Source organism: Pseudomonas sp. Pme6b (assembly GCF_058129925.1).
On the sequence record NZ_JBYJZN010000002.1, the window covers coordinates 20,229 to 40,560 of the forward strand.

Annotated in this window: 23 protein-coding genes, 1 pseudogene and 1 other annotated feature; of the genes and pseudogenes, 1 reads left to right on the forward strand and 23 read right to left on the reverse strand. The window is 57.8% G+C overall.

Features of this window, described 5'->3' with window-relative positions; all coding sequences use genetic code 11:
- Window positions 1–82 precede the first annotated feature (82 nt).
- Window positions 83–712: a single-stranded DNA-binding protein gene (locus AC4ANE_RS28305; RefSeq protein ID WP_460409122.1), complete on the reverse strand. Its 630-nt coding sequence runs from the start codon at window positions 710–712 to the stop codon at window positions 83–85.
- Window positions 713–731: 19 nt separating this feature from the next.
- On the opposite strand from AC4ANE_RS28305, the gene AC4ANE_RS28310 reads away from it, so the two are divergent.
- A protein-coding gene (locus AC4ANE_RS28310) for an IS3-like element IS51 family transposase (RefSeq protein ID WP_095178853.1) occupies window positions 732–1,954 on the forward strand; the annotation gives its coding sequence in 2 pieces (ribosomal slippage) (window positions 732–1,017 and window positions 1,017–1,954; 1,224 coding nt in all).
- Window positions 1,010–1,126, forward strand: a sequence feature (AL1L pseudoknot). Its footprint overlaps the gene before it by 117 nt.
- Window positions 1,955–2,031: 77 nt before the next feature.
- On the opposite strand, the gene AC4ANE_RS28315 is transcribed toward AC4ANE_RS28310, so the two are convergent.
- The 22 genes and pseudogenes from AC4ANE_RS28315 to AC4ANE_RS28420 all read right to left on the reverse strand — a co-directional run bounded on the left by AC4ANE_RS28315 (window position 2,032) and on the right by AC4ANE_RS28420 (window position 20,332).
- Complete coding sequence (locus AC4ANE_RS28315) at window positions 2,032–2,316, reverse strand: hypothetical protein (protein ID WP_054097452.1); 285 nt, start codon at window positions 2,314–2,316, stop codon at window positions 2,032–2,034.
- 26 nt (window positions 2,317–2,342) lie between these two features.
- Window positions 2,343–4,505: a type IA DNA topoisomerase gene (locus AC4ANE_RS28320; protein WP_460409124.1), complete on the reverse strand. Its 2,163-nt coding sequence runs from the start codon at window positions 4,503–4,505 to the stop codon at window positions 2,343–2,345.
- Between the two features lie 350 nt (window positions 4,506–4,855).
- Window positions 4,856–5,407 (reverse strand): hypothetical protein, encoded by a 552-nt coding sequence (locus AC4ANE_RS28325; protein WP_095205442.1) that lies wholly within the window; start codon window positions 5,405–5,407, stop codon window positions 4,856–4,858.
- A 514-nt stretch (window positions 5,408–5,921) separates the two neighbouring features.
- Window positions 5,922–6,284: a TrbM/KikA/MpfK family conjugal transfer protein gene (locus AC4ANE_RS28330; protein WP_460409126.1), complete on the reverse strand. Its 363-nt coding sequence runs from the start codon at window positions 6,282–6,284 to the stop codon at window positions 5,922–5,924.
- 40 nt (window positions 6,285–6,324) lie between these two features.
- A complete protein-coding gene (locus tag AC4ANE_RS28335) occupies window positions 6,325–8,007 on the reverse strand; it encodes a type IV secretory system conjugative DNA transfer family protein (protein WP_460409128.1) in 1,683 nt (560 codons plus the stop codon).
- Window positions 8,007–8,240, reverse strand: coding sequence for a hypothetical protein (locus AC4ANE_RS28340; protein ID WP_460409082.1), 234 nt, complete (start codon window positions 8,238–8,240; stop codon window positions 8,007–8,009). Before AC4ANE_RS28340 ends, AC4ANE_RS28335 begins: the two co-directional genes overlap by 1 nt.
- Before the next feature lie 115 nt (window positions 8,241–8,355).
- Window positions 8,356–8,649, reverse strand: a complete 294-nt coding sequence (locus AC4ANE_RS28345) for a hypothetical protein (RefSeq protein WP_460409083.1) — start codon at window positions 8,647–8,649, stop codon at window positions 8,356–8,358.
- A 1-nt stretch (window position 8,650) separates the two neighbouring features.
- A complete protein-coding gene (locus AC4ANE_RS28350; protein ID WP_460409085.1) occupies window positions 8,651–9,331 on the reverse strand; it encodes a hypothetical protein in 681 nt (226 codons plus the stop codon).
- A gap of 62 nt (window positions 9,332–9,393) precedes the next feature.
- Window positions 9,394–9,591 (reverse strand): annotated as a pseudogene (locus AC4ANE_RS28355) (type IV secretory system conjugative DNA transfer family protein); the annotation flags it as partial.
- Window positions 9,591–9,824 (reverse strand): hypothetical protein, encoded by a 234-nt coding sequence (locus AC4ANE_RS28360; RefSeq protein WP_460409086.1) that lies wholly within the window; start codon window positions 9,822–9,824, stop codon window positions 9,591–9,593. The pseudogene AC4ANE_RS28355 and the gene AC4ANE_RS28360, both read right to left, overlap by 1 nt.
- A gap of 107 nt (window positions 9,825–9,931) precedes the next feature.
- The gene (locus tag AC4ANE_RS28365) at window positions 9,932–10,198 is read right to left on the reverse strand and encodes a hypothetical protein (RefSeq protein WP_460409087.1); all 267 of its coding nucleotides are present in this window, start codon (window positions 10,196–10,198) and stop codon (window positions 9,932–9,934) included.
- A 46-nt stretch (window positions 10,199–10,244) separates the two neighbouring features.
- Window positions 10,245–10,610, reverse strand: a complete 366-nt coding sequence (locus tag AC4ANE_RS28370; protein ID WP_460409088.1) for a hypothetical protein — start codon at window positions 10,608–10,610, stop codon at window positions 10,245–10,247.
- Entirely contained in the window at window positions 10,595–10,981 is a 387-nt protein-coding gene (locus tag AC4ANE_RS28375; protein WP_057443016.1) for a hypothetical protein, read from the reverse strand. Before AC4ANE_RS28375 ends, AC4ANE_RS28370 begins: the two co-directional genes overlap by 16 nt.
- Window positions 10,982–10,990: 9 nt before the next feature.
- Entirely contained in the window at window positions 10,991–12,049 is a 1,059-nt protein-coding gene (virB11, locus tag AC4ANE_RS28380) for a P-type DNA transfer ATPase VirB11 (protein WP_057443015.1), read from the reverse strand.
- Between the two features lie 9 nt (window positions 12,050–12,058).
- Window positions 12,059–13,450, reverse strand: coding sequence for a TrbI/VirB10 family protein (locus AC4ANE_RS28385; RefSeq protein ID WP_460409090.1), 1,392 nt, complete (start codon window positions 13,448–13,450; stop codon window positions 12,059–12,061).
- Window positions 13,437–14,246, reverse strand: a complete 810-nt coding sequence (locus AC4ANE_RS28390; protein ID WP_460409092.1) for a TrbG/VirB9 family P-type conjugative transfer protein — start codon at window positions 14,244–14,246, stop codon at window positions 13,437–13,439. The genes AC4ANE_RS28385 and AC4ANE_RS28390 overlap by 14 nt, the downstream gene beginning before the upstream one ends.
- Window positions 14,236–15,024 (reverse strand): VirB8 family type IV secretion system protein, encoded by a 789-nt coding sequence (locus AC4ANE_RS28395; protein ID WP_460222189.1) that lies wholly within the window; start codon window positions 15,022–15,024, stop codon window positions 14,236–14,238. The genes AC4ANE_RS28390 and AC4ANE_RS28395 overlap by 11 nt, the downstream gene beginning before the upstream one ends.
- Window positions 15,025–15,430: 406 nt before the next feature.
- Complete coding sequence (locus AC4ANE_RS28400; protein ID WP_460409093.1) at window positions 15,431–16,363, reverse strand: TrbL/VirB6 family protein; 933 nt, start codon at window positions 16,361–16,363, stop codon at window positions 15,431–15,433.
- A 10-nt stretch (window positions 16,364–16,373) separates the two neighbouring features.
- On the reverse strand, window positions 16,374–16,727 hold the full coding sequence (locus AC4ANE_RS28405; protein WP_460409094.1) for a hypothetical protein: 354 nt from the start codon (window positions 16,725–16,727) through the stop codon (window positions 16,374–16,376).
- 32 nt (window positions 16,728–16,759) lie between these two features.
- Window positions 16,760–17,446: a P-type DNA transfer protein VirB5 gene (virB5, locus tag AC4ANE_RS28410; RefSeq protein WP_460409096.1), complete on the reverse strand. Its 687-nt coding sequence runs from the start codon at window positions 17,444–17,446 to the stop codon at window positions 16,760–16,762.
- Window positions 17,443–19,941 carry a VirB4 family type IV secretion system protein gene (locus AC4ANE_RS28415; RefSeq protein ID WP_460409097.1) on the reverse strand — a complete coding sequence of 833 codons (2,499 nt, stop codon included), beginning with the start codon at window positions 19,939–19,941 and terminating at the stop codon, window positions 17,443–17,445. The genes virB5 and AC4ANE_RS28415 overlap by 4 nt, the downstream gene beginning before the upstream one ends.
- The gene (locus AC4ANE_RS28420) at window positions 19,844–20,332 is read right to left on the reverse strand and encodes a conjugal transfer protein (RefSeq protein ID WP_460409099.1); all 489 of its coding nucleotides are present in this window, start codon (window positions 20,330–20,332) and stop codon (window positions 19,844–19,846) included. Before AC4ANE_RS28420 ends, AC4ANE_RS28415 begins: the two co-directional genes overlap by 98 nt.

Consider the following 20,332-nt stretch of genomic DNA (forward strand, 5'->3'; position numbering starts at 1 on the left):
CCGTTCGCCGCGACGATAGAGCGCGTCACGACGAGCCGGGAGCGCGGCACCTGACGTGGCCAAGATCGCTGTATGGGTGGGGTCAGACCAGCATCCAGTTGAACCGGTAGGGGTCCATGAAGGGGATATCGTCATCTCCGGCTCCAAAATCCCCGGCGGGTTGCGGTGCAGGCGCTTTGGCCTGAGTCTGCTTGCCTGATGCACGTGGCGGTTTTGGTGCGGCTTTGCCCTTGCCGGACGATTTTTCCGGTGCCGCCTGCTGGGGAGCTTGCTGCCGAGGGGGTTCGTTGTGATCACTGCCACCGCTGCTGTGGCCGTTCTGCCCATGTGGGGAGTCTCCCTGTGGACGGCCACCCAGCAACTGCATCGTGCCCTGCATGTCCACGACGATTTCCGTGGTGTAGCGCTTGATACCGTCCTTTTCCCATTCGCGGGTTTGCAGCTTGCCCTCGATGTAGACCTGCGAGCCCTTACGCAGGTATTCACCGGCGATTTCAGCGACCTTGCCAAACAGCGACACGCGGTGCCATTCGGTCTTCTCTACCTTCTGCCCGCTCTGCTTGTCGGTCCATTGCTCGCTCGTGGCCAGGCTCAGGTTGGTTACCGCAGTGCCGTTGGGCAGGTAACGCACGTCAGGATCCTGTCCGCAGGTGCCTACCAGGATCACTTTATTGATGCCACTGAACCGCCCCGGGTTTCTCGGAGACTCCAACCTTTGAGAGGATGGAGCGATGAAAAAACTACCGAAGTATTCCCCAGAGGTCCGTGAGCGGGCCATCAGGATGGTTTTCGAACACCTTCCTGAGTACGAGTCGCAGTGGGCCACCATCAGTGCCATTGCCCCCAAGATCGGCTGCACGCCCGAGACATTACGGCTGTGGGTTCGCCAATCTGAGCGCAACAGCGGCCAGCGTGATGGGCTGAGCACAGTCGAACGTGAGCGAGTCAAGCTCTTGGAGCGTGAGAACCGTCAGTTGCGTCAAGCTAACGAGATCTTGCGTAAGGCCTCAGCCTATTTTGCCCAGGCGGAGCTCGACCGCCCATTCAAACGATGAAGACGTTTATTGATGAAAACCGCCAGTCTTACGGGGTCGAGCCGATTTGCAAGGTGTTGCCAATCGCCCCGTCGACGTACTACCGGTACGCTGCTCAGCAGGCTGACCCCAGCCAGCAGTCAGCGCGTGCGCAGCGTGACCAGGAACTGGGTGAGCACATCCAGCGAGTCTGGGATGAGCACTTCCAGGTATATGGCGTGCGCAAGGTCTGGCGACAATTGCTGCGTGACGGACTGCAAGTCGCCCGCTGTACGGTGCAACGTCTGATGGGAGAGCTGGGCCTGCAAGGCGTGGTACGCGGCAAGCCCGTCAAGACGACGGTCAGCGACCAAGCCAGGCCGTGCCCGCAGGATCATGTCAACCGTCAGTTTGTGGCTGAGTGCCCGAACGCCCTATGGGTATCGGACTTTACCTACGTCAGTACCTGGCAGGGTTTTGTTTACGTGGCCTTCATCATTGATGTCTTTGCCCGATTCATCGTCGGTTGGAAGGTGTCCAGTTCAGCGCGTACCGATTTTGTACTCGATGCACTGGAGCAAGCCCTTTACGCCCGTCGCCCAGTCAAGCAGGGTGGACTCATTCACCACAGTGACCGTGGCGTGCAGTACGTGTCCATTCGCTATACCGAGCGTCTTGTCGAAGCCGGTATTGAGCCATCGGTCGGGAGTGTCGGTGACTCTTACGACAATGCTTTGGCTGAGACCATCAATGGTCTTTACAAGGCTGAAGTGATTCATCGACGCTCTTGGCCCACACGGGGGGCGGTGGAGCTGGAAACCCTGAAATGGGTGGACTGGTTCAATCACCGCCGCCTGCTGGAGCCAATCGGTCATATTCCACCGGTCGAAGCAGAAGCAATCTATTATCAGCAACTCACCGAGTCTGCCCAGGTGGCATGACTCAAACAAAAGGGTCTCCGAGAAACCCGGGGCGGTTCACCACGCGCCATGATTGCGCTCCTTCTTCAATGAGTTCGTTAAGGGGTGTCTTCGTTTGGGTCAAACACGAATATCGTGTTCAGAAGCTCTAGGCCACGGGTTGTGGTCTCCTCGGCAGGGCCCAGCATCAATGCCGTTGAACCGTCTGCCGACAACTCAAACTCCGCAAAGCAGTTGTCGCAATCCACTGGACGCCAGGTCATTTGCCACCTTCTGACGTTGACGATATCCACGGTCGCAGGGGTTTCGCAGTTGGGGCAGTGCGCCGTCATTGTTTCGCCGTCTGGCCACTGCGCTGCCTTGGGCTGTTGTTCCTCTGGCATAGCCAAAGCCTCCTTAGGAGAGAGGGTTACGCGCGCGTGGGTTTGCGGCTGAATACGAATTCCAGCTTGGCTTCGTGATTGAGCTTCAGGGCCGCTTCAAAGGACTTGCCGGTTTTCTTGCTGTGAAACCCCTTCAGTACGCCGGTCTTGCCATTCGTCAGCAGCGCCTCGATCTGGCCGGGCGACAGCATCTTGCCGCTGACTTCCGGATGGAACTTGAAGGCGCAGGCGCGACAGCCGATCACTCGCGGGGTGACGGCCAGTTCACCGCCGCACATGGGGCACTGAGCGTTCAGGCTGTCCAATACCGGCTTACCATCGCCTTGCACGTTGCCCAGGTCGATGTTCTCCACCTGGTCTGCGATGAAGCCCTCCAGTTCGTCCAGGAACGCCTCCACGGTCAGTTCACCGGCCTCGATCATCTGTTGCTGTTCATGCCAGAGCGCGGTCATGTCCGGCGTGGTCGCAATCGCTGGCAACGCGGCGATGAACTCCAGCCCCAACGGGGTGGGGATCAGTTTTTTCTTCTCTACCGCGTAGAAACCACGCTCCTGCAACTTGGCCAGTACCGCACCACGGGTGGCCGGGGTGCCGATGCCGCCGTTTTCGCCATCCTTGCCCTGATCGCGGGCGATCAGCAGCTGCTTGATGCGTGGATCTTGCACATACTTGGCGACACGCCGTAGATCCTTGAGCAACTCAGCTTCGGTGTAGAGCGGCAGGGGCTTGGTTTTCTCCTTCGCGACCGTAATGCCGTCGCATACCCCGGCGTCACCGACTTTCAAGGCCGCCAGGGCATCGAAAAACAGGGGGTCGCCATCTTCCTGGTTGTCTTCCTCCTCCTCGGTGTCCTCGGCCACCTGGGCAGTCCAACCGGGGTGCGTCACTTTGGTGGAGCGCGCAACGAAAGTGTGGCCGTTCACGCCAAAACACACTTTGGCACTGAGGTAGCGTTTTTCGGGCAAGAACAGCGCGACGTAGCGTTTGACAATGGCCAGGTACACGGCGCGCTCATCGTCACTGAGCTGAGTAATGTCGATCTTCACTGCCGTTGGGATGATCGCGGTGTGCGCCGAGACCTTGCTGTCGTCGAAAGCCCGGCTTTTGCGTTCCGAATTCACTTCGGTGAACATCCCGGCCAGGTCGGGCAGGGCCTGGCTTAGCAGGCTCAAAGTCTCTGGAGCCTCGGCAAATTGTTCGTCGGACAGGTAGCTGCAATCGGACCGGTTGTAGGTGATGGCCTTGTACTTCTCGCGCAGCGCCTGGGTCAGGGCCAGGGTTTTCTCGGCATCGATGCTGTGGGTCTTGCTCATGTACACCTGAAGGTCGAGCAACGCGAACGGCAAGGGGGCCGGGGTTTGCTTCTCCTCCACACGCGCCTCGATCACGTCTGCGGGTTTCATTCGGCACGCATCGGCCACCTGGGTGGCATACGCCTCGTCGATGATGCGGTTCTTGTCATCGAGCGGGGCATCAGCGGCCACCACGAGACGTGCCTGGGGACGACTGCTGCCAACGGCCAGGCTGGCCGCAACCGTGTAGTAAAACGCGCTGGCGTGACTCTTGTTGGCCAGGTAGCGATTCACGATCAGCCCCAGAATCGGGGTTTGTACGCGACCTACCGACAACACGCCTTTGACGCCCTTGGCCCTACCGGCCAGGGTGCAGGCGCGGGTCATGTTGAACCCGTACAGCTGATCACCGATGCTGCGGGCCAGTGCCTTCTGGAACAGACCGTAAAACTCGCTGTTGTCGCGCAAACCGTCCAACGCTTTGCGGGCGGCATTGGCGTTCATGTCGTTGATCAGGATGCGTTTGACCGGCGCGGTGTTGCCGAAATGCACCAGGACCTCGTCGACCAGCAACTGGCCTTCGTCGTCCGGATCACCGGCGTGGACGATTTCCGAGGCGCGACCGATCAGCTGCTGGACCACTTTGAGCTGGTCGCGAGTACGGGCAATGGGCTGGTACTTGGCCGGGCGCAGCTTCAGGGGCAAATCGGCCTGAACCCAGTTTTTATAATCGGGGTTGTGCACCTCGGGCGGGGCCAGTTCGAGCAGGTGGCCCACGCACCAGGTGACGATATCGTGGCTGCCACACTCGAAATAGCCGTCCTTGCGTATGACGGTGCCCAACGCCTCGGCAATGACCTGGCTCAGAGCGGGTTTTTCTGCAATAAAAAGTCTCATCGATCATGATCTCTCTATGATGACAATGGTGTATGAATGTGTGCATTTAATAAGGGAAGTGCTCCAACAGAGGAGCCGATTACAAATAACGCGCCCCACTTATGCCGAGGCTATTGATGAGAAAAGCTCGATTCGCAAACCCCCCACGGCGACCTGGTTGACCCTGTCGAATTTGTTTCACGTGCTCCTGCGAACTACAGAGCGCTTCAGGTTCTTCCTTACTGCGACGCTTGCCATGAAATCGTTCATCTATATGGCGTCAATACGCCAAACTTGGAAATCCCTTTAGTGTGTCTAAAAACGCACTGACCTTGATGGCAGGTAATCCTTCATGGGTGAAGTTGCAAGGCTTACTTCCTTGAGTTGGGGATGGCCGGTAAGACGCCATTGGGATCGCGCAAATTGGAGACGCCGTAGATGTCAATGATGCGTAAGTCCGATGGGCAACTGGCGTATTCACTCCCCTCGTAACCGCTTCTCATATCATGATCGAATCGACTGATCATGGTTTCCAGGGCACCCACCGCTTCGTCAAAGCTCGGACACTCTGCATAGGCATCATCCTCAGATTGCACCGTGCACGGGTGGTACTCCAGTGCCACCCGCGTCCAATGATCAAAACGCTCAAACAGCAAAGGCACTGTTTGGGCATTCACAAACCGGTTGGTCCATGTCAAAAGAGCCACAAATACGCCGGATTTCATTGGGTGCTGAACCACATGGCCGTACCAGAAGCTATTGGCGAACACACCATCTGCGTAGATGAGCGTCAAGACTTCGGGAGCACCTGATGCACCAAGAGGGATACCAAACACCCGAGTGGCGGCCATAAGGCCACCCGTGCACTTTTCGTTCTGGCTCAGGGCGTTTTCAATACGTGAAATAAACGGTTCGATTTTCAATTGCTTTATCCTCAACAGGGTGTTAACCACCCTAATGAAATTCAGTTATTAGCGTCATTTATCAATCAAGCGCTGGCATCATAATCATTACACTTTGATACTATCTTCTTGGACAAAGTCCGTTTCCTGAACGACATCAGAAAGCGGGAGCGTTTGAGAAAATTTGTTCACAACGCGCTGAACTGACAAAACATCACGAAGGGGATGGCTTAGGATTTCTTTTATTTCCAACAGGGTGGCAGGGTTCTTCTCCAAGTCTTCCCTGATGGCAGAGTCCATCCCCTCGAAATACGCTAATACCTTGCCCTCATAAAGAGCTCGGTGAGCAAGTACGTTGACGTTTCACAAAATCCTTCTTCCGTGGTCGGCCACTGAATACCGGAACACCACTCCAGTACTTCCATTGCCTCGTTGTATTTCAATACACCTTGAAGAATCAGATTCTTTCTTACATCTTCACTTAGCTGGTTTTTCTTAAAAATCATGATAATCACCTATCTCATAGAGTGCAGAATCAACCCCGGACCTTGCCGAACTTGTCGTTGATTTTTTTGGTGTATCCGCGATCAGCACCGGGACAGCTGTTGAGGTAGTCCTGGCGCGCCGTAGCGGTCTGGCTCCATCTGATGTTTCCGTGCTTCTTGACCAGGATGCTGAAGTAGTCCTGTTCGGCGCTGCGGCATTCGCTGCCACCGCTGTTGCCGGTGAATTTGCCGTAGAGGCACAGCACGGACTTGCACGGGTCACCGGCGAAGGCCGAGCCGCTGCCCAGCAGACACACTGCGAACAGCGCGCAGACCCGCGCTTTGCCGCGACCAGGCACGGCGTTGCCAGCGGCATGACCCTGGCGGTCAGCCGTTTTGCTGAAGGTATTCATGTGTTGCTCCTGCAAGCGTTTGGATGTGCCAGTGGGGGGACTACATCGTTTCGGGGGTATCGTCAGCCTGCGCAGGCTCGGGATCCGGCTCGACCTCGGGGGGCTGAGCCTTGACCGCTTCGGCCTGAGCCACTTCGGTTGCTGAGGCTTTGCTGTCTCTGGGATTCCAGCGCTGCCGCTGTTCGGCCTGCATGGGCTTGGTGTCGGCCACCGCCACCTTGGCTTCGACGGTGCGCACCGGCACGGTGAGTGCGTCGATTTTGGAAGCATCGCCAATCGGCACATCGGGCGTCGGCATACCGGCTCGCTCTTTGAACACGGGTTCTTCGTACCAGAAGATTTTCCGGGCTCGGATGTTGGCAGCGGGGGTGGTCTTTGTGGCTTCCACAAAAATCAGCTCTTCGCCGTAAGGCAGGGCGCTGACCTCCTGCGGCAACAGCAACGGTCGGGGCTGTTCGCTGTAACTGTCTGTTTGACCTCGAGCACCGATTTCATGCTTCTGTCTGTTCAACGACTGGTTATGGACGCGCACCGTGGTGTTGCCCAGGCGCGTGCTGTACTCCTTGGCCAGCTCGACATTGCCGGTGCCGTAGACGATTTCGATGTGAAAGGCCTGCATGATGCCGTTGCCTGCCTCCCGGCCATACGTGCGCTCGCTGCGCAGCTGGTCCTTGCCCTGGAAAATGATGATGTAGCGAAGGCCTGCACCGCGTGTCAGCGCCGGGGCCATTTCCATGATCTCGATACGGCCCATGACCGCGATTTCGTCGATCACGAACAACACCTGATACTTGAGTATCAACGTGCCGTCTGCGCAATGACCACCCTGCTCGGGCATCACATCCGTGTTCTGCTGAATGGCCTGAGTGAAGAACAGGTTCATCAGCGGGCCGTATTTCTTGATCGCGTTACCGGTCACGCAAAAGTAGATGCTGATCTTCTCCTTGCGCAGCTTGGTGAAGTCAATGTCGGTGTCTGAGACTGCCCAGGCCACCGTTTTCTCGGCATACATGGACAAGGCACCGCGCAAGATATCGACGGTGGTGGACCATCCGCTGCTCTTGTTCTTCGAGGCCTCGAACACGCCATTGAGTTCACGAAGGGTTTCCACTGACAGCGCGTTGGGGCCAGTGCTGTGTTGCTCGATGGCTTGCTGCGCCCACACACCGAGCCCGGTGCCCAGTGACGCCACCTCATAGGCCTGGGGCAAGGTCAGCTTCATACCATTGAGCTTCATGCCCTCCATTTCCATCAGGTACAGCAAGATGGCCGCAAACACGTTGGCAGCCTTGTTGTACCACTCCTGGTTCTTGGGGTTGTCCGACACGAACAGCACACCCGCCAGCGTGCGTATCTGCCCCAAGCGGTACAGCGGGTCGCGGCTGAGTGCGCTTAGCGGGTTCCAGCGGTGCGTCTCCAAAAGCTCCGGCGAAAAGCGGTAGACCTTGTGTCCGGCTGCGGCCCGAAAACCTGCCGTGTCCCTCCAGTTTTCGAATTTGGGGTCGTTCACCACCACCGAATCGGGGTAGCTCAGTAGATTGGGGGTAACGACCCCCACCGTTTTGCCGGTGCCAGGGGGCGCGGCCAGCATGACGAACGTCTGGCCATAGCTGGCTAAGAAGGTGTCCTTGGTGGGGTGTTTGCCAATGAGGATCGCGGGGTGCTCCTCGATCCGTTCTTGGGGATTGTCCGGGCTGATGGGTTTCGATTTAGCCTTGCCCATCAGCGGCCCCCTGCTTGACGCTGAAGCGTCTGTTCGTTGTTGCTTTGCTGCTGAAGATCAGCCTGGAGTTTTTGCAGCTCGATGGACTGCTGCTGGTTGGCCTGTATCTGCTTGAGCGAGGCGCTGATGACTTCGAGCTGGTTCGTCTGTCGATCAAGCTGTGACTGAGTCGCGCAGCCAGTCAGGGACAGCATGAATACTGCGGACAGGGTCAGTGCGGTACGTACATTCATCGTCATATTTCCTTTGAGTAGGCACAGCCAAACGCCAGGCGGCTGGTAGCTGACTGTGTGGCGTTGCATGGGGAGGGTCTGAAAATGCGGGTGTATCAGGGGGCGATGTGGCTATTTATTTGCGCAGTCCCCGCAATAATCCGAGTAGCAATTGATCGGCATCCATACCGTGGCTTTCCTTAGCTAACTTACGGCGTGGATCATCTGCCTGGTCCGCAGCCAGTTGCTCCAGATTGGCCTGGTCTTCGCTGCGCATCTCCTGCGCGTCGCCGCCGGTTGTCAGCAAATACTCCAGCGCTGCGGCTGGAATATCTTCAGGCTCTGCGAACCGGCATTCCCATTCGCTGCGTATCTCCTGTTCATCGCTTCCGGTGGCGTCACTTTTTGCTAACACTTTTTCGGTGGTCATCTTAATATTTCCTCTTAGGGAGACGCTGACAACAGGATTGCTCGATGTGTATGGCTTCCCCAATGTGGTCGCCAAAAGCGAGTTCCAGCCACGAATCATTGGCGCTTTCCAGCGTTACGATATCGTGGTCCCTTTTTAAGGCATTGATGATCCATCGCGTCCAGGGTTGACACACCTCGCTCACAGGCTGCGCTGCTTTGAGATGGGCCAGCGCTTCATACGCTTCATCCATCAACGGTCGATAACCTGGCAGGGCATCGAAGCGATAGCCTAAAGGAGCGCCTTCGAACTCAGCGAAACAGGTCAGACTTAACCCTAGCCCGCTTAACGGTCCAGAATACGGTTCATTCGTCTCAAAGACCCCCTCTACCATCCAATCACCCAACGCATCATCATGTTCGGGCGCTGCCACTGGGACGATCTGACACGCCAAGCGCTGCTTTAATGCGTAGACCTCGCTGTGTAAGAAATCTCGAATTTCGTTTTCGGTTCTTCTGAAAAATTCCTTTTCGCCTGCCTGCATCGCATCCTCTGCCGATAAGCAGGCTAGTCCCCCTTCTTTGCCGCAAACATAAAAAAACCAGAGTCCAGACGCCGAAAATTCTCCATCTTGAGCAGTGTCGAATTCGTCGGAGGTTCCAACAAAAATTGCTGGGTTAGTCGCGTGCTTGATGATTGTCATAATCGTATTCTCTTGTTTCCTCTAAGCATGCTTAATCACATACGCTGTATGGAATCCTTGATGGGATCGTGGACGACAACCGAATCGGGATAACGGAGCAAATTAGGAATCACCACCCCTACGGGCTTGCCGGAACCTGGCGGAGCAGCCACCAGAAACGAATCCTCCGTGGGGTGCTTGCCGAGCAGGAACGCGGGGTGCTCCTCGATCCGTTCTTGGGGATTGCTTGGGCTTATGGGTTTGGATTTAGCTCTGGCCATCAGCGGCTCCTCGCTTGACGCTGAAGCGCCTGTTCGTTGTTGCTTTGCTGCTGAAGATCAGCCTGGAGTTTTTGCAGCTCGATGGACTGCTGCTGGTTGGCCTGAATCTGCTTGAGCGAGGCGCTGATGACTTCGAGCTGGTTCGTCTGTCGATCCACCTGGGACTGGGTGGCGCAGCCAGTCAGGGACAGCATGAATACTGCGGACAGGGTCAGTGCGGTACGTACATTCATGGTCATATTTCCTTTGAGTAGGCACAGCCAAACGCCAGGCGGCTGGTAGCTGACTGTGTGGCGTTGCATGGGATGGTCTGAAAATGCGGGTGTATCAAGCGTAATGCCTACTTGCGGGTCTTACTGGTGCCCTGTGATGGCTTCGCCAAACGGCACACACGCTCATAGCCTGACTCACTATTGGCGAGCGTGGTCCAGCTCCCCTTGTGGCCGGTATTCAGCCTTTCGATAAACGGCGTGACCTCATCATCGGTTTTCGTACCCGCCAACACGATGGTTATGGTGAAGTTCGCCAACATGGCTTCTGCTGATGCCTTAGAGAGCGCCAGTACGTCTTTTGCGTCACTTTTTGCGAACACTTTTTCGGTGGTCATCGTAATGCCTCGTCTGTTGTCTGAATGCATGCAGTGAGCGTAAAGCCTACTTGCGGGCCTTACTGGTGTTCTTGTACTCGCCCTGGTACTCGAACTGGCGCAGCTCGCGGTCGTTGGCAAAGCGGGCATCACCGTGCAGCGAAGTCTTGGGCTTCAAGCGCACGAAAACGGCCATCAACGTAACGCCGACCGGCAGGAACGTCAGGGCTGCCGTCACACACCACGACCAGGGCACGTAAAGCATGCGCCGGTCGTTCCAGGGCAGCTTGCGGGCCTCCCACAGTGTGTCCCACGCCAAGCCTGCGAAGTGACCCTGAGTCAGGTGCAGAAACATCGCACCCCCTGCATAAAGACCTGCCACGAAGAACACCAGCATCAATGCGATGACCAGTAATGTCAGTCTCCACCACATAAACGTCTCCTATCACCCTGCCTTACGAGCGTGTGCTCGGCCTCCTGAACGTGAGCACGTGCCGCCTCGAATGCTGCAAACGTCCTCGGATAAGGCTGGAGCGCTTCGATCATCGTGAACACTTGCCCCAATGCATCACGGTTGTGCCGCTCGCGTTCTACAAGGGCTTTCTCCAGGCCGTGTGCAGGGTTGCGCATAATGCTGTTGTGCAAGGTGACGTAATCCATCTGGATGGCTTCGGCCACTGCGTAGAACTGTGAGTAATTGAGCAGCAGAACGTATGGCTGCGTGGGTGGCTTGGGCCTTTCTGCTACGCGCTTACCGCTACCGCGTGTTGCAAACTTCCGAGTAAAAATCCGTTTCAACCACATGACCCACTCCTATTTAGCTCGTTGACGCTGACCATTGAGCAAGGCCAGCTTGTATTCGGGTTCGTAATGCACTTCCAGGATGTCCTGCTTTTCCATGTACACCACCACGTCGAATGAGGTCCGTACCAGGCGCTCGATGTAAGCGTAGTCCAGGCCCTTGCCGACTTCCGACTGCTTCACCAGGCCGCACACACGGGCATAGCCCGCTTCACTGTCGTTGGCGTGCGCCGTGGTCACGGTGCCCTTGGTGCCGGTGTTCAGAATCTCGATGAAGTGCCACACCTCGTCACCCGTCAGCTCGGTCAGGAACAGGTGGTCGGGCTTCATCCGCAGCGAGCTGGCCACCAGGGCTTTGGGTCCCACCACATGCCCGTAGAACAGATGCACATGGTTGGGATGAAACGGCAGGGGGTCTTCCAGCATTTCCTGGATCGTGACCATGCGCCGGTGAGCCGGAAACAGGTCGATCAGTGACTTGCCGTAAGTGGTTTTGCCCGACCCGGGCCCGCCAAACACGATGATGTTCTGACGATGGGCAACGGCCATTTCCATGAACGGGTCAAAGTCCCCGGCAGCGTGAGCGTCCTTCATGTCGCACTGCCAGGGCTTGAGGGTCAGCACCGGTGAAGCGATGGCCTGGGCCCGGTCATAGCGGCCACTGTTGACGTAATCCTTGTGGGTGAAGCGCAGCAAGGAGGGTTTGCGAAACGTCATCGACAGGGTGCCTTCCTCGCATGCCGGAGCCATGACGATCTGCCCCCGCTCCCCGCCAGGCAATTTCACGGTGTGAATCGGTGAATGAGGAGCCAGCACGCGGTAGTTCAGCGCACAGAGCGCGTTGGCCAGCCGCCAACACAGGCTGTAGGTGAGCCAGGGCGCGTCCTCGCGCACCCAGCCGTCTGGACCGTCTACCCAGATTTCAAAGGGCCGGTTAATGGCCACGTCCTGGGTGCCGGGGCGATTCAGGCGTTCGGTGACGCCTGCCTGGTCGAGAAAGTCCAGGACCAGCGTGTCTTCGGTCAGTCCTTGTTCCTCTGGGTCTTGCGAGTGATCTGGTTCTTGCGTCATGAATACTCCTTAGCGGTTCTCGAAAACCGATGAAAAGTCGATGTCGCGGGCCACGATCACGGTGATCACGGTGCCCGGCAGCAGATGCGCGGTGTCCGGAATGTTGATGGTGCTGTCCAGCGCCTTGTTGGCCATGCTCTCCACGTTCTGCTCGCTGTTGTTCACCGTGTAGCCTCCAGATCCCGAGCTTTTCTGCGTCGTGTTGGACGCGGCCTGAAGCGCGTCCTGGATGAACGACAACATCACCGCACCGCCAAAGCGCTGCATGTAGTGGCGATTGATCCAGGCTTCGGTCCCGCTGGCTCCCATGGGGCCTGCACCCAAGCTGTCAATCTTGGCCCGCACACCCGATTGGGTTTCGATTTCGGTCCAGGTGGTGAACACGCTGGTTTCACCTGGCCCTACCTGAACGGTCTGCTCGCCGGTCAGCTTGTCCCCGGCCGCCGCAATCACCGTGGAGCCATCGGCTGAATACAGCGGATCGGTCAGACGACAATCCACCAGCCCTGGGTGGGTGCTGATGATTTCGGTGTACAGCGCGCAGCGCGTGTAGGTGTTGTGGCTGACCAGATACTTGCGGTTCGGTGCCAGGTACGCTTTGGCCGGCGCAAAGGTGGTGCCGCCCAGGTCACTCAGACTGCTGCGTTTTCTGGAGGGCGATTCACCCCCCAAACCGCTGCTCGATCCACCCTGAACGTCAGCCAGTAATGAAGGCGGCAGTGAAGGCTGATCGTTGGTCGGCGGTTGCGGCTGAGTATCCGCAGCGCCGGTGCCCATCGCATCTTCCGAAGTGACGAACATTGCAGCCCCCAGTTTGCGTTGCCGGGGGGTCTCCACGACCGGTGTGTTCTGGCCGGGCGGTGGCGGCACACTGGCGGCATGTCCCTGATCGGTCGATCCACGATTGGCGTCCCTTTTATCCTTTTCCTCCTTCGCCAATCGGTCTCGTTCAGCGCGGGCTCTCCTGTCCTCTTCGGCTTTGTCAGCGGCCAGCTTGGCCTCTCGCGCCTTTTTCATGCTGTCGTCGCTGCCCAGATTCACGTCCAGGGTTGCGTCCTTCTTGACGTGGGTTTCGTCAACCTCGGAGCCGGTGGTTTTCATCCGGGAAATGGTGGCGTAGCAAAGCACGACAATACCCAGCAGCCCCACCAACCCCAGCGCGGCCAGGCTCAGGTAAAGCGACTTCTTGTTTTGGGCATCGCCTGTGCGTTTGGTCCGCACGTCAAAGGCCCCACGGGCCTGGGTGCTGGCGGGCTCCGAGGCCGGGGCGTGTTTCGGTGCCGCTCCTTGCTCCGTGGCCGCTGCTGGAGCCGCTGCGGATTCGGGCGGCCCGATGCTATCTGGCTGGGCGGTGGTCCCTTGAGTGTTCTCAGGAGCCTGGTCATTGTCATTGTTCTGCATGCTTGAGCTCCCGAATCTCGCCGGTGGTGGTCCCGTTGAAGTTGTACCCCGTGTTCACCTGAACGGTAGGCCGGGCCTCTACAACCAAGCCGTTTAGGCGGAACCGAAACAGCCGGCTGACCCCATGCACCACGACCACGTTCTGTTCGTTGTGCGCGTCGGCCAGGGTTTCGGTGCCATCGGGGAGTACCTGGTACAGCACCGGGCGAGGCCCGTTGCCGGTGAAGCGGAAGCAGGTCAGCATGCCGTTGTCCCAGCCCTCATACGGCGCTATGGACCGGCTCTCTGCACTGGAGCGCTTCTGATAGGGGCCGTTTTGCACCGGGCCGTCGCACGGGTTGCCGGGGTCACGGCGTACCGCGCCGGACTTTTTCGGCGGTTCCGGGTAGGTGAAGCGCAGCGCGTAGGTCATGTCCGCAGCCCGAGTCACCAGTTTCAGTTCCAGCAGGTAGGTGTGCCGGTTGGTGTTGATCACCAGGTTAGTATTGGGCTCCCGGTCGGTGATGGGCTTGATGGCCACCAGGTTACCGGCCTTGTTCGGGCCGATGGACCAGGCTTTCGGATCGCCGGACACCATCAGGCCTGACGCCTCATTGATCGTCTCGTTGGCCGGAAGCTGAACCAGCGAGGTACGACCCACCGAGGCCTGGATGCGGTACACGTTGTCCGGGCTGTAAACAGCGGTCTGCACGCGACGGTCCAGCGTCGAGCCGGTGCCCAGGCTCTCGGCAAAGACCGGCAGGCCGGACGTCAGGAGTAACAAGGTGGCGAAACTGGAAACTGCTTTATTTCCCATTGGACACCCCCACTTCCTGGGTCATCGTGTAGGCCTTGACCCCGAAACCACGGGGGTTCAGCCATTGGTCACCGGCTTTTTTGGCAGGGTTCTTGTAGTCGTAGGTCACCGTCGCCACCCAGGTCACCGGGGCCAACTGAGGATCAGGCGTGCCGTTGCGGTCCAGCACGGTTTTGGTGATCCGCACCTGGGCGGTGCCTTCCCGGTCTTTGCGTTCCAGGAAGTTGATATTGTTGATATCCGTGCGGATTTGCCGGTTGGTCCCCAGCACTTCCAGATAGCCCTTGGAGGACAACTGGAAGTTGCGGTATTCGGTAAACGTTTCACCGTAGGACATCAGCTCCACCATGCCGAACTCTGCGTCGTGGCTTGAGAAGTTGTAGCTCTCGCGAAACCGTACATAGGCCGAGAGCCAAAACTCGTCATCGATCTGCTCCGGTGGCTTGCCCTTGTCGTCGGCCCACACCACGTCCGTGTAGCCGGAGTTGTTGTCTACCCGTACCAGGCCCAGTTGCACGGTCTTGAGCGGGGTCAGGCCCATCACGGCGGCGATGGACATAAAGGTCAGCACACCGAAGAAGCCCGCCAGGCGACGGGCGTTTTTGGTCTTGGCCTTCTCGTCGGCGGCGATGTTCTTCTCGAAATACCGCGCTGCATGGATGAAGGCCTGTTCGGCCAGGCTGATGTCTTGTGCGGTGGCCGCGTCGATGCTGGTACGGGCGGCCAGTTGCCGCTCCTGATCGATCACGTCCTGTTTGGATTTTCGAAACTTTTTCATAGATCACCTAAACGGGACAAACACGCGCTGCGCGGATCAGTTCGCGGAGCATTTGGAGTCGTTGGGCGGGGCCTCGGCGGGCTTTGCCGTGGAGGCGGTTGCCGGGCGCTTTGGGCTGATTGTCTTGAGCGACTGCGCCTGGGGCGCGGGACTCGCTGCTGGCATTACCCGGCCAGGCACGGGAGCGGGCGTGGTCACGGGGGCAGCGCGAGGTGCTGGGGCATGGGTGAAGGGCATGTCTTCCCACTGCCCTTCCGGTTCGGACAGTTTGGGCGCAGAGCCACACCCTGACAGCAAGGCAGCCGAAAGCAGCCCGCTCAAAGCAAGTTTGACATTCATAGTGGAGTACCTGAGAGAAGCGAGGGTGATGCGAGTAGGGAGAGGATGTAGCCGGTACAGCGAGGTGCTATTTGATGTTGTTGCGTCCCCTCCGCAGTCTTGAAATGCCGGCGGCGGCACCGCTGGTCATGCTTCTTGCTGCTCCAAATCCTGAAATTTTGCTGATCATTCCGCCTCCGGAGGGGCCACCGCCCATGATGGAGGCTGCTTGCTGAGGCAGTTCGATCACAAGCGCTGTGAACGTGCAGAAGACAATCAGGATGGTGAGATTCCCCTCCAGACTGGTGTCTATGACGCCATTTTTTATCATCACGGTGTTGATAAAACCAATCTCGATAGCCAGCACGACCGATATCAACACCTGAGCCAACATAAAGCCTGCGATGGCTGCAACCCACCCCCAGAAATACTGCCGGGTCTGATCGAACAGCAGAAAGGCAATAAACAAAGGCCCTACGGCCACGATAGCGGTTGTCGAGACTTTCAGTACAAACAGCGTGGCCACGGCGGCGAGCAAGAACGGGATACCTCCAATCGCATAAAACACCACCCCCTGAATGCCCAACCAAATATCAGAAAAACTGGCGTCGAAGATATCGAACTTCATAGCCCCTATCAGGGCTTTCAGGTTGGCACCGTAAGTAACGATCAAACTGTCGATCTGGTTGGTTTGCGTGCCCTCCTGGCCGGACAAAATGCCCCCCATCCAGTTGGGCAAGCCGGTGATAAAGGGCACAATCGTCTGTACGTACCATTGCACACTGAACGCACACGCGGTGATGGCAGCCATTTTCATGATTTCTTTGGCCACATCCTCGAAGGCAACGTTCATTCCCCGGTACAGCCACTGCATGTTGCGAAGCGTGAAGTGGATCAACCACATCGTCCCGAAGAGCGCTCCAAGCCCCAGCATCACCTTGGCCATCCCGGTGACCAGGGCGCTTTGCAGAGCAGCATCAACGAAATTGAACAACGTCTGGGCTATGTTTTTGATGTTCATGCCGCCTCCGTTATTTTGCTCGGGTGTAGGTGATGTTGTCGAAATAGATGACGTCGCCTTCCAAACGCATGGTTACAAGGCCGCCACGCATACTCAGTACCGTATCCGACTCAGCCTTGGCTTCTAACAGCTTCATGCTTTTTTCTCTTTTCCCATCCCCCATAAGGTCTTGTGTGGTTTCACGGTTTACGTGAAACACTTCTCCGTCTTTTGAGATATCCATGACAAAGCTTGGCTTGAACATTCTTGTTTTGTCTTCGCCAGTCCATCGCCCAACGAACCCTTGCCCTTTGCCATCAAAGCAACCTGACAGCGCCAGTGCAAACAACACCAAGCAAGAAAAAGCGGTCATTCTTTTAAACATGGGTCATCTTCCCTTTTGAATTTATTGGTTAATCAATCGTAGCTGGGCCGCACGCTCGTTTTACCGTTCATGTAATCACGGAACGCCTGGGCCCGTTTTTCGTTTTCCATTTTCTCTTGCTGCTGCTGAAGCATCTGCATGTTGGCCAGCCGCATCTGCTGGTTTTGCTGCTCGATCAGCTCCTGCTGGTAGCGCAGCTGTAAATCCTCCTTCTGCTGTGGGGTCGTCACCTCGTTCAACCGTGCCCGTAGGAACTCGGCGTTCTTGACCCGTTCGGTGCTGGCGTTGTAATTGCGTTCCAGCGCATCGGCAACCGACATCATCTGGTCGAATTTCGCCTGCACGCTGGCATTATCCGAGGTTAAGCCGTAGCGGTCACGCAAACTGGCGATGTCCCGTGCCGTGCCGTAGACATCGGCCCAGTCCCCCATGGGCATCACCTTGTTCAAGGCCGGGTCGTTCAGGAACCCACCCAGCATGTCGTTGCCGGTGATGATGCTCTTGTAATGGTTGTACTGCTGCGCGGTCTCGCGGATGGCGTCCTTGGCCGTGGTCAGTGCATCCATTGCCTGCTTGGCCTGGGCCAACGCATTCGCCCTCAGCGTGAGCAGGGTAGACGGGTCCAGGACCGGAACGCCTGGCACTGCGGCGTGGGCAGCAGGCAGGGCTGCGGTCAACATGAGCGCGCTCAGCGCGCAAACCAGCATCTGCTTTTTCATGACTCATTCTCCATTTCGTTGTGTTCCTGAAGGGCCTTCCAGGCTTTCTGAAAGGCCGGAAGCCAGCGCTGTGCATCTCGCGTGTTCATGGACTGGCGCAGGTTGTCGGCGTAGTCGAACGCGGGCAGCCATACAGCGGGATCGTCGGTGTTCAACCATTGGCGCACGGCCTCGGCCACCAGGAACGCATCGACCCACACCTTGGGATCGGTCGTGCCCAGGTGTTGCCGGATACGCTCGGCCACTGCCAGGTTCATTACCGTGGCCGACAGCAACGGCAACCAGTACTTGAGTGGGCCGCCCAGCTCCATCTTCAGCTTCACCGTCTGGTGACCCTGCTGCACCACCATTTCCCGGCTGAGTTTCCCCATGGCACGCACGGTGTCGAACAGCTTGCCCGTGACGCCAAACTTCGCGTAGTTCTCCGGCAGGGCCCTTTCATTGGGCAACCACATGGGGGTGGTCACCTGCTGAATGACCGCCGGAGCATACTTCGTCGCCAGCGCTTGCTCGGGGTACTGGGTGTCCATGATCAGGATTTCCCCGCGCATACGACCGCTCTGCAAGACCTCCTGGATGGCATCCGCCGTGCTTTTGAACGACAACGGTGCCCAGTACTCGGCCACCACGTTCAGCAGGAGGTTGCCGGGGCGGGCTTCGTGCATTTCGCGCTTCATGTAGAACAGCGTGTTCAGAAACGCCTCCATGACCTCGGGGTGTTTCTCGGCATAATTGTTTTTGAGTAACTGCGTGCAATCGAAGGCGAGACGCCGGTAGGTCTGCGCATCGAACTGGTTGACCGGCGAGTCCAGTACCCAGGCGTATTGCCCTACACGGCCTTCACCGGCCAGGCGACACCATTTCGATAGCCGGGTCCGCAAGCAGTTTTCGCCTTGCTCGGGGATGTTTCGCAGCAGCAATGACATGCTGCGATTGCGCACGTTGGTGTGCGCCATGACCGCCTCGATAGAGTCCTTGATCCTTTTCTGGTCAGCGTCATTGCTCTTGTCAGGTCCACCGGCGCAGCACAGCACCAGGTCAAACAGCATTTGCCGCAACCCCGGACTGTCGTGAAACTGGAACGGGTTGACGCCGGTGAAGTGCCCCAGCTGCACGGTGTAATACTCGGCCCCCAATGCACACAGCAAATGTCGCAACGACTCGTTGTAGTCGATGCCGAAAATCAGCGGATCGAAGCGGCTGAGAAAGGTCAGCAGGGTGGCCTCCGCGGTGGTTTTACCGACCCCCGTCTGGCCCGTGAAGACCGCATGCCCTGGCAGCATTTCACCGAGGTTGTTCTGGCCGGGCGGGCTGTCATGCACGTTGAGGACATACAACGCCTTGTTGGCCGTCAGCACGGGCATCACACCCGTGCCATCACCGATGGGGTTGCCCTTGACCTTGCCCGTGGGGGTGGAGTGCAGGGAAAAGCTGCACGCCAGGTTCTCGGTCGATTTCATCATGGGGTACATGGCCTCGGTCACACCGGGGAACTGCGTGTACCAGGTGTCGATGTTGCTCATGGTCGAACGCACAAAGGTCGCGTCACGCACCGTAAACACCGACGCCATTTTCGTGCCGTTCTCGATGGCCTGGTCCGGGGTCTTGCCGAAGACGATCAGGGAGGCGTGATAGCGACCAAACGCCTTGTCGCCCAGGGTGATGGCCTCGATGGCATTTTCAAGCTCCTCGGTCTGCCTGGAATCGCGCTCGACCGAGCCCAGGTCCGCCACGTGCTTTTTGAATTTGTCCTTGGCCTTGTTGCGGTCTTCGAACAGAAACGTTTGCACCAGGGTGAACTCGAACTGCTGCTCGATGGCCTCGTCCCACATGCCGGGGTAGGTCCCGCCACTGGGGTAGTCGCGCAGGTCAAAGGTCGTCGCGAAACGCTGGCCACCTCGGTTAGGACGGTTCTCGACAAAATCGTAGTTTTCGAAGTTGGTGACGCTATCTATGATCGCGTCGCCCAGCCGGGTGTCGCTGACCAGCACGTCTTTTTCGTGCCCGTTGATCAGCAGGCTGTAGTAGCGCCCGATCTGCGAGAACAGCGCGCCGTGTTCGTTCTCCTCCAGGCCCATGATGACCGGGTCATATTCGGCCAGCAACGTAGAGGAAAGTGACAACAGGTCGCTCATGCGCTCGATCCCTTCATCCACCTCGCGGTACTTGAGGATCAGGGCAATGCTGTACCCGACCTGATAGAAGGTGCCGTTGCGAAACGGTGCGGTGTAAGCGTCCACGAAGTCCTGAAGCGCGGGCAACGGCAAGGTGTACGGCGTGTCCAGCTCGATGCCCGTCTTGGTGATGTAGGTTTGCAGCATCAGGTGCTTGCCTTCCTTTTTGCCCAGGGCCAGGAAGTAGCGGTTGAGGTTATGAAACAGGTGGACCAGTTCGTCATCACTGCGGGTCTCGCTGGAAACCCCCTTCAACTGGATCAGGCTCACCAGGCGATTGCCGGGCAGGGTCACCATGTGTTCGTGGACCGGATAGCGCATCAATGGCGCTTTCTTTTCCGGGGGCATAACGCTTTTGTGAAAATCGTGCGCCATAGAATTCATTCCATTGCGGGTTAAAGGGGGTCAGCAACAACGGTTTGCCGTACTTGAGGCTCAGCCAGAGACGCCGCCGCCCAAAGCGGATGCGGCGCAAATATTGAGGATCAATCAGGCCCACAACCCTCAAGGCGATGAGGGCAATCAGGAACGGGGCGGCAGCGACCAGGCCCCACACCCAGGACAGCAGGAAGGTTGCGGCCACACCGAAGACCAGGCCGCCCATCAGCAACCCCACCATCGGCATGATGGGGATGTTCCAGAACATCGCGGGCCGACTCATCGCGTTGTAGCTTTCGAAGGTCAGTTTCTTGAGTACTTCATTACCGGCCAT

Excerpts from the sequence above, each read along its gene's own strand:
- AC4ANE_RS28375 (WP_057443016.1), bottom strand. The coding sequence starts at position 10,981 with ATGTGGTTGAAACGGATTTTTACTCGGAAGTTTGCAACACGCGGTAGC.
- AC4ANE_RS28395 (WP_460222189.1), bottom strand. The coding sequence starts at position 15,024 with ATGAAAAAGTTTCGAAAATCCAAACAGGACGTGATCGATCAGGAGCGG.
- AC4ANE_RS28365 (WP_460409087.1), bottom strand. The coding sequence starts at position 10,198 with ATGACCACCGAAAAAGTGTTCGCAAAAAGTGACGCAAAAGACGTACTG.
- AC4ANE_RS28330 (WP_460409126.1), bottom strand. The coding sequence starts at position 6,284 with ATGAATACCTTCAGCAAAACGGCTGACCGCCAGGGTCATGCCGCTGGC.
- AC4ANE_RS28390 (WP_460409092.1), bottom strand. The coding sequence starts at position 14,246 with ATGGGAAATAAAGCAGTTTCCAGTTTCGCCACCTTGTTACTCCTGACG.
- AC4ANE_RS28370 (WP_460409088.1), bottom strand. The coding sequence starts at position 10,610 with ATGTGGTGGAGACTGACATTACTGGTCATCGCATTGATGCTGGTGTTC.
- AC4ANE_RS28315 (WP_054097452.1), bottom strand. The coding sequence starts at position 2,316 with ATGCCAGAGGAACAACAGCCCAAGGCAGCGCAGTGGCCAGACGGCGAA.
- AC4ANE_RS28360 (WP_460409086.1), bottom strand. The coding sequence starts at position 9,824 with ATGAATGTACGTACCGCACTGACCCTGTCCGCAGTATTCATGCTGTCC.
- AC4ANE_RS28400 (WP_460409093.1), bottom strand. The coding sequence starts at position 16,363 with ATGAACATCAAAAACATAGCCCAGACGTTGTTCAATTTCGTTGATGCT.
- virB11 (WP_057443015.1), bottom strand. The coding sequence starts at position 12,049 with ATGACGCAAGAACCAGATCACTCGCAAGACCCAGAGGAACAAGGACTG.
- AC4ANE_RS28340 (WP_460409082.1), bottom strand. The coding sequence starts at position 8,240 with ATGAATGTACGTACCGCACTGACCCTGTCCGCAGTATTCATGCTGTCC.
- AC4ANE_RS28350 (WP_460409085.1), bottom strand. The coding sequence starts at position 9,331 with ATGACAATCATCAAGCACGCGACTAACCCAGCAATTTTTGTTGGAACC.
- AC4ANE_RS28405 (WP_460409094.1), bottom strand. The coding sequence starts at position 16,727 with ATGTTTAAAAGAATGACCGCTTTTTCTTGCTTGGTGTTGTTTGCACTG.
- AC4ANE_RS28420 (WP_460409099.1), bottom strand. The coding sequence starts at position 20,332 with ATGGCCGGTAATGAAGTACTCAAGAAACTGACCTTCGAAAGCTACAAC.
- AC4ANE_RS28335 (WP_460409128.1), bottom strand. The coding sequence starts at position 8,007 with ATGGGCAAGGCTAAATCGAAACCCATCAGCCCGGACAATCCCCAAGAA.
- AC4ANE_RS28415 (WP_460409097.1), bottom strand. The coding sequence starts at position 19,941 with ATGCGCTATCCGGTCCACGAACACATGGTGACCCTGCCCGGCAATCGC.
- AC4ANE_RS28320 (WP_460409124.1), bottom strand. The coding sequence starts at position 4,505 with ATGAGACTTTTTATTGCAGAAAAACCCGCTCTGAGCCAGGTCATTGCC.
- AC4ANE_RS28345 (WP_460409083.1), bottom strand. The coding sequence starts at position 8,649 with ATGACCACCGAAAAAGTGTTAGCAAAAAGTGACGCCACCGGAAGCGAT.
- AC4ANE_RS28385 (WP_460409090.1), bottom strand. The coding sequence starts at position 13,450 with ATGCAGAACAATGACAATGACCAGGCTCCTGAGAACACTCAAGGGACC.
- virB5 (WP_460409096.1), bottom strand. The coding sequence starts at position 17,446 with ATGAAAAAGCAGATGCTGGTTTGCGCGCTGAGCGCGCTCATGTTGACC.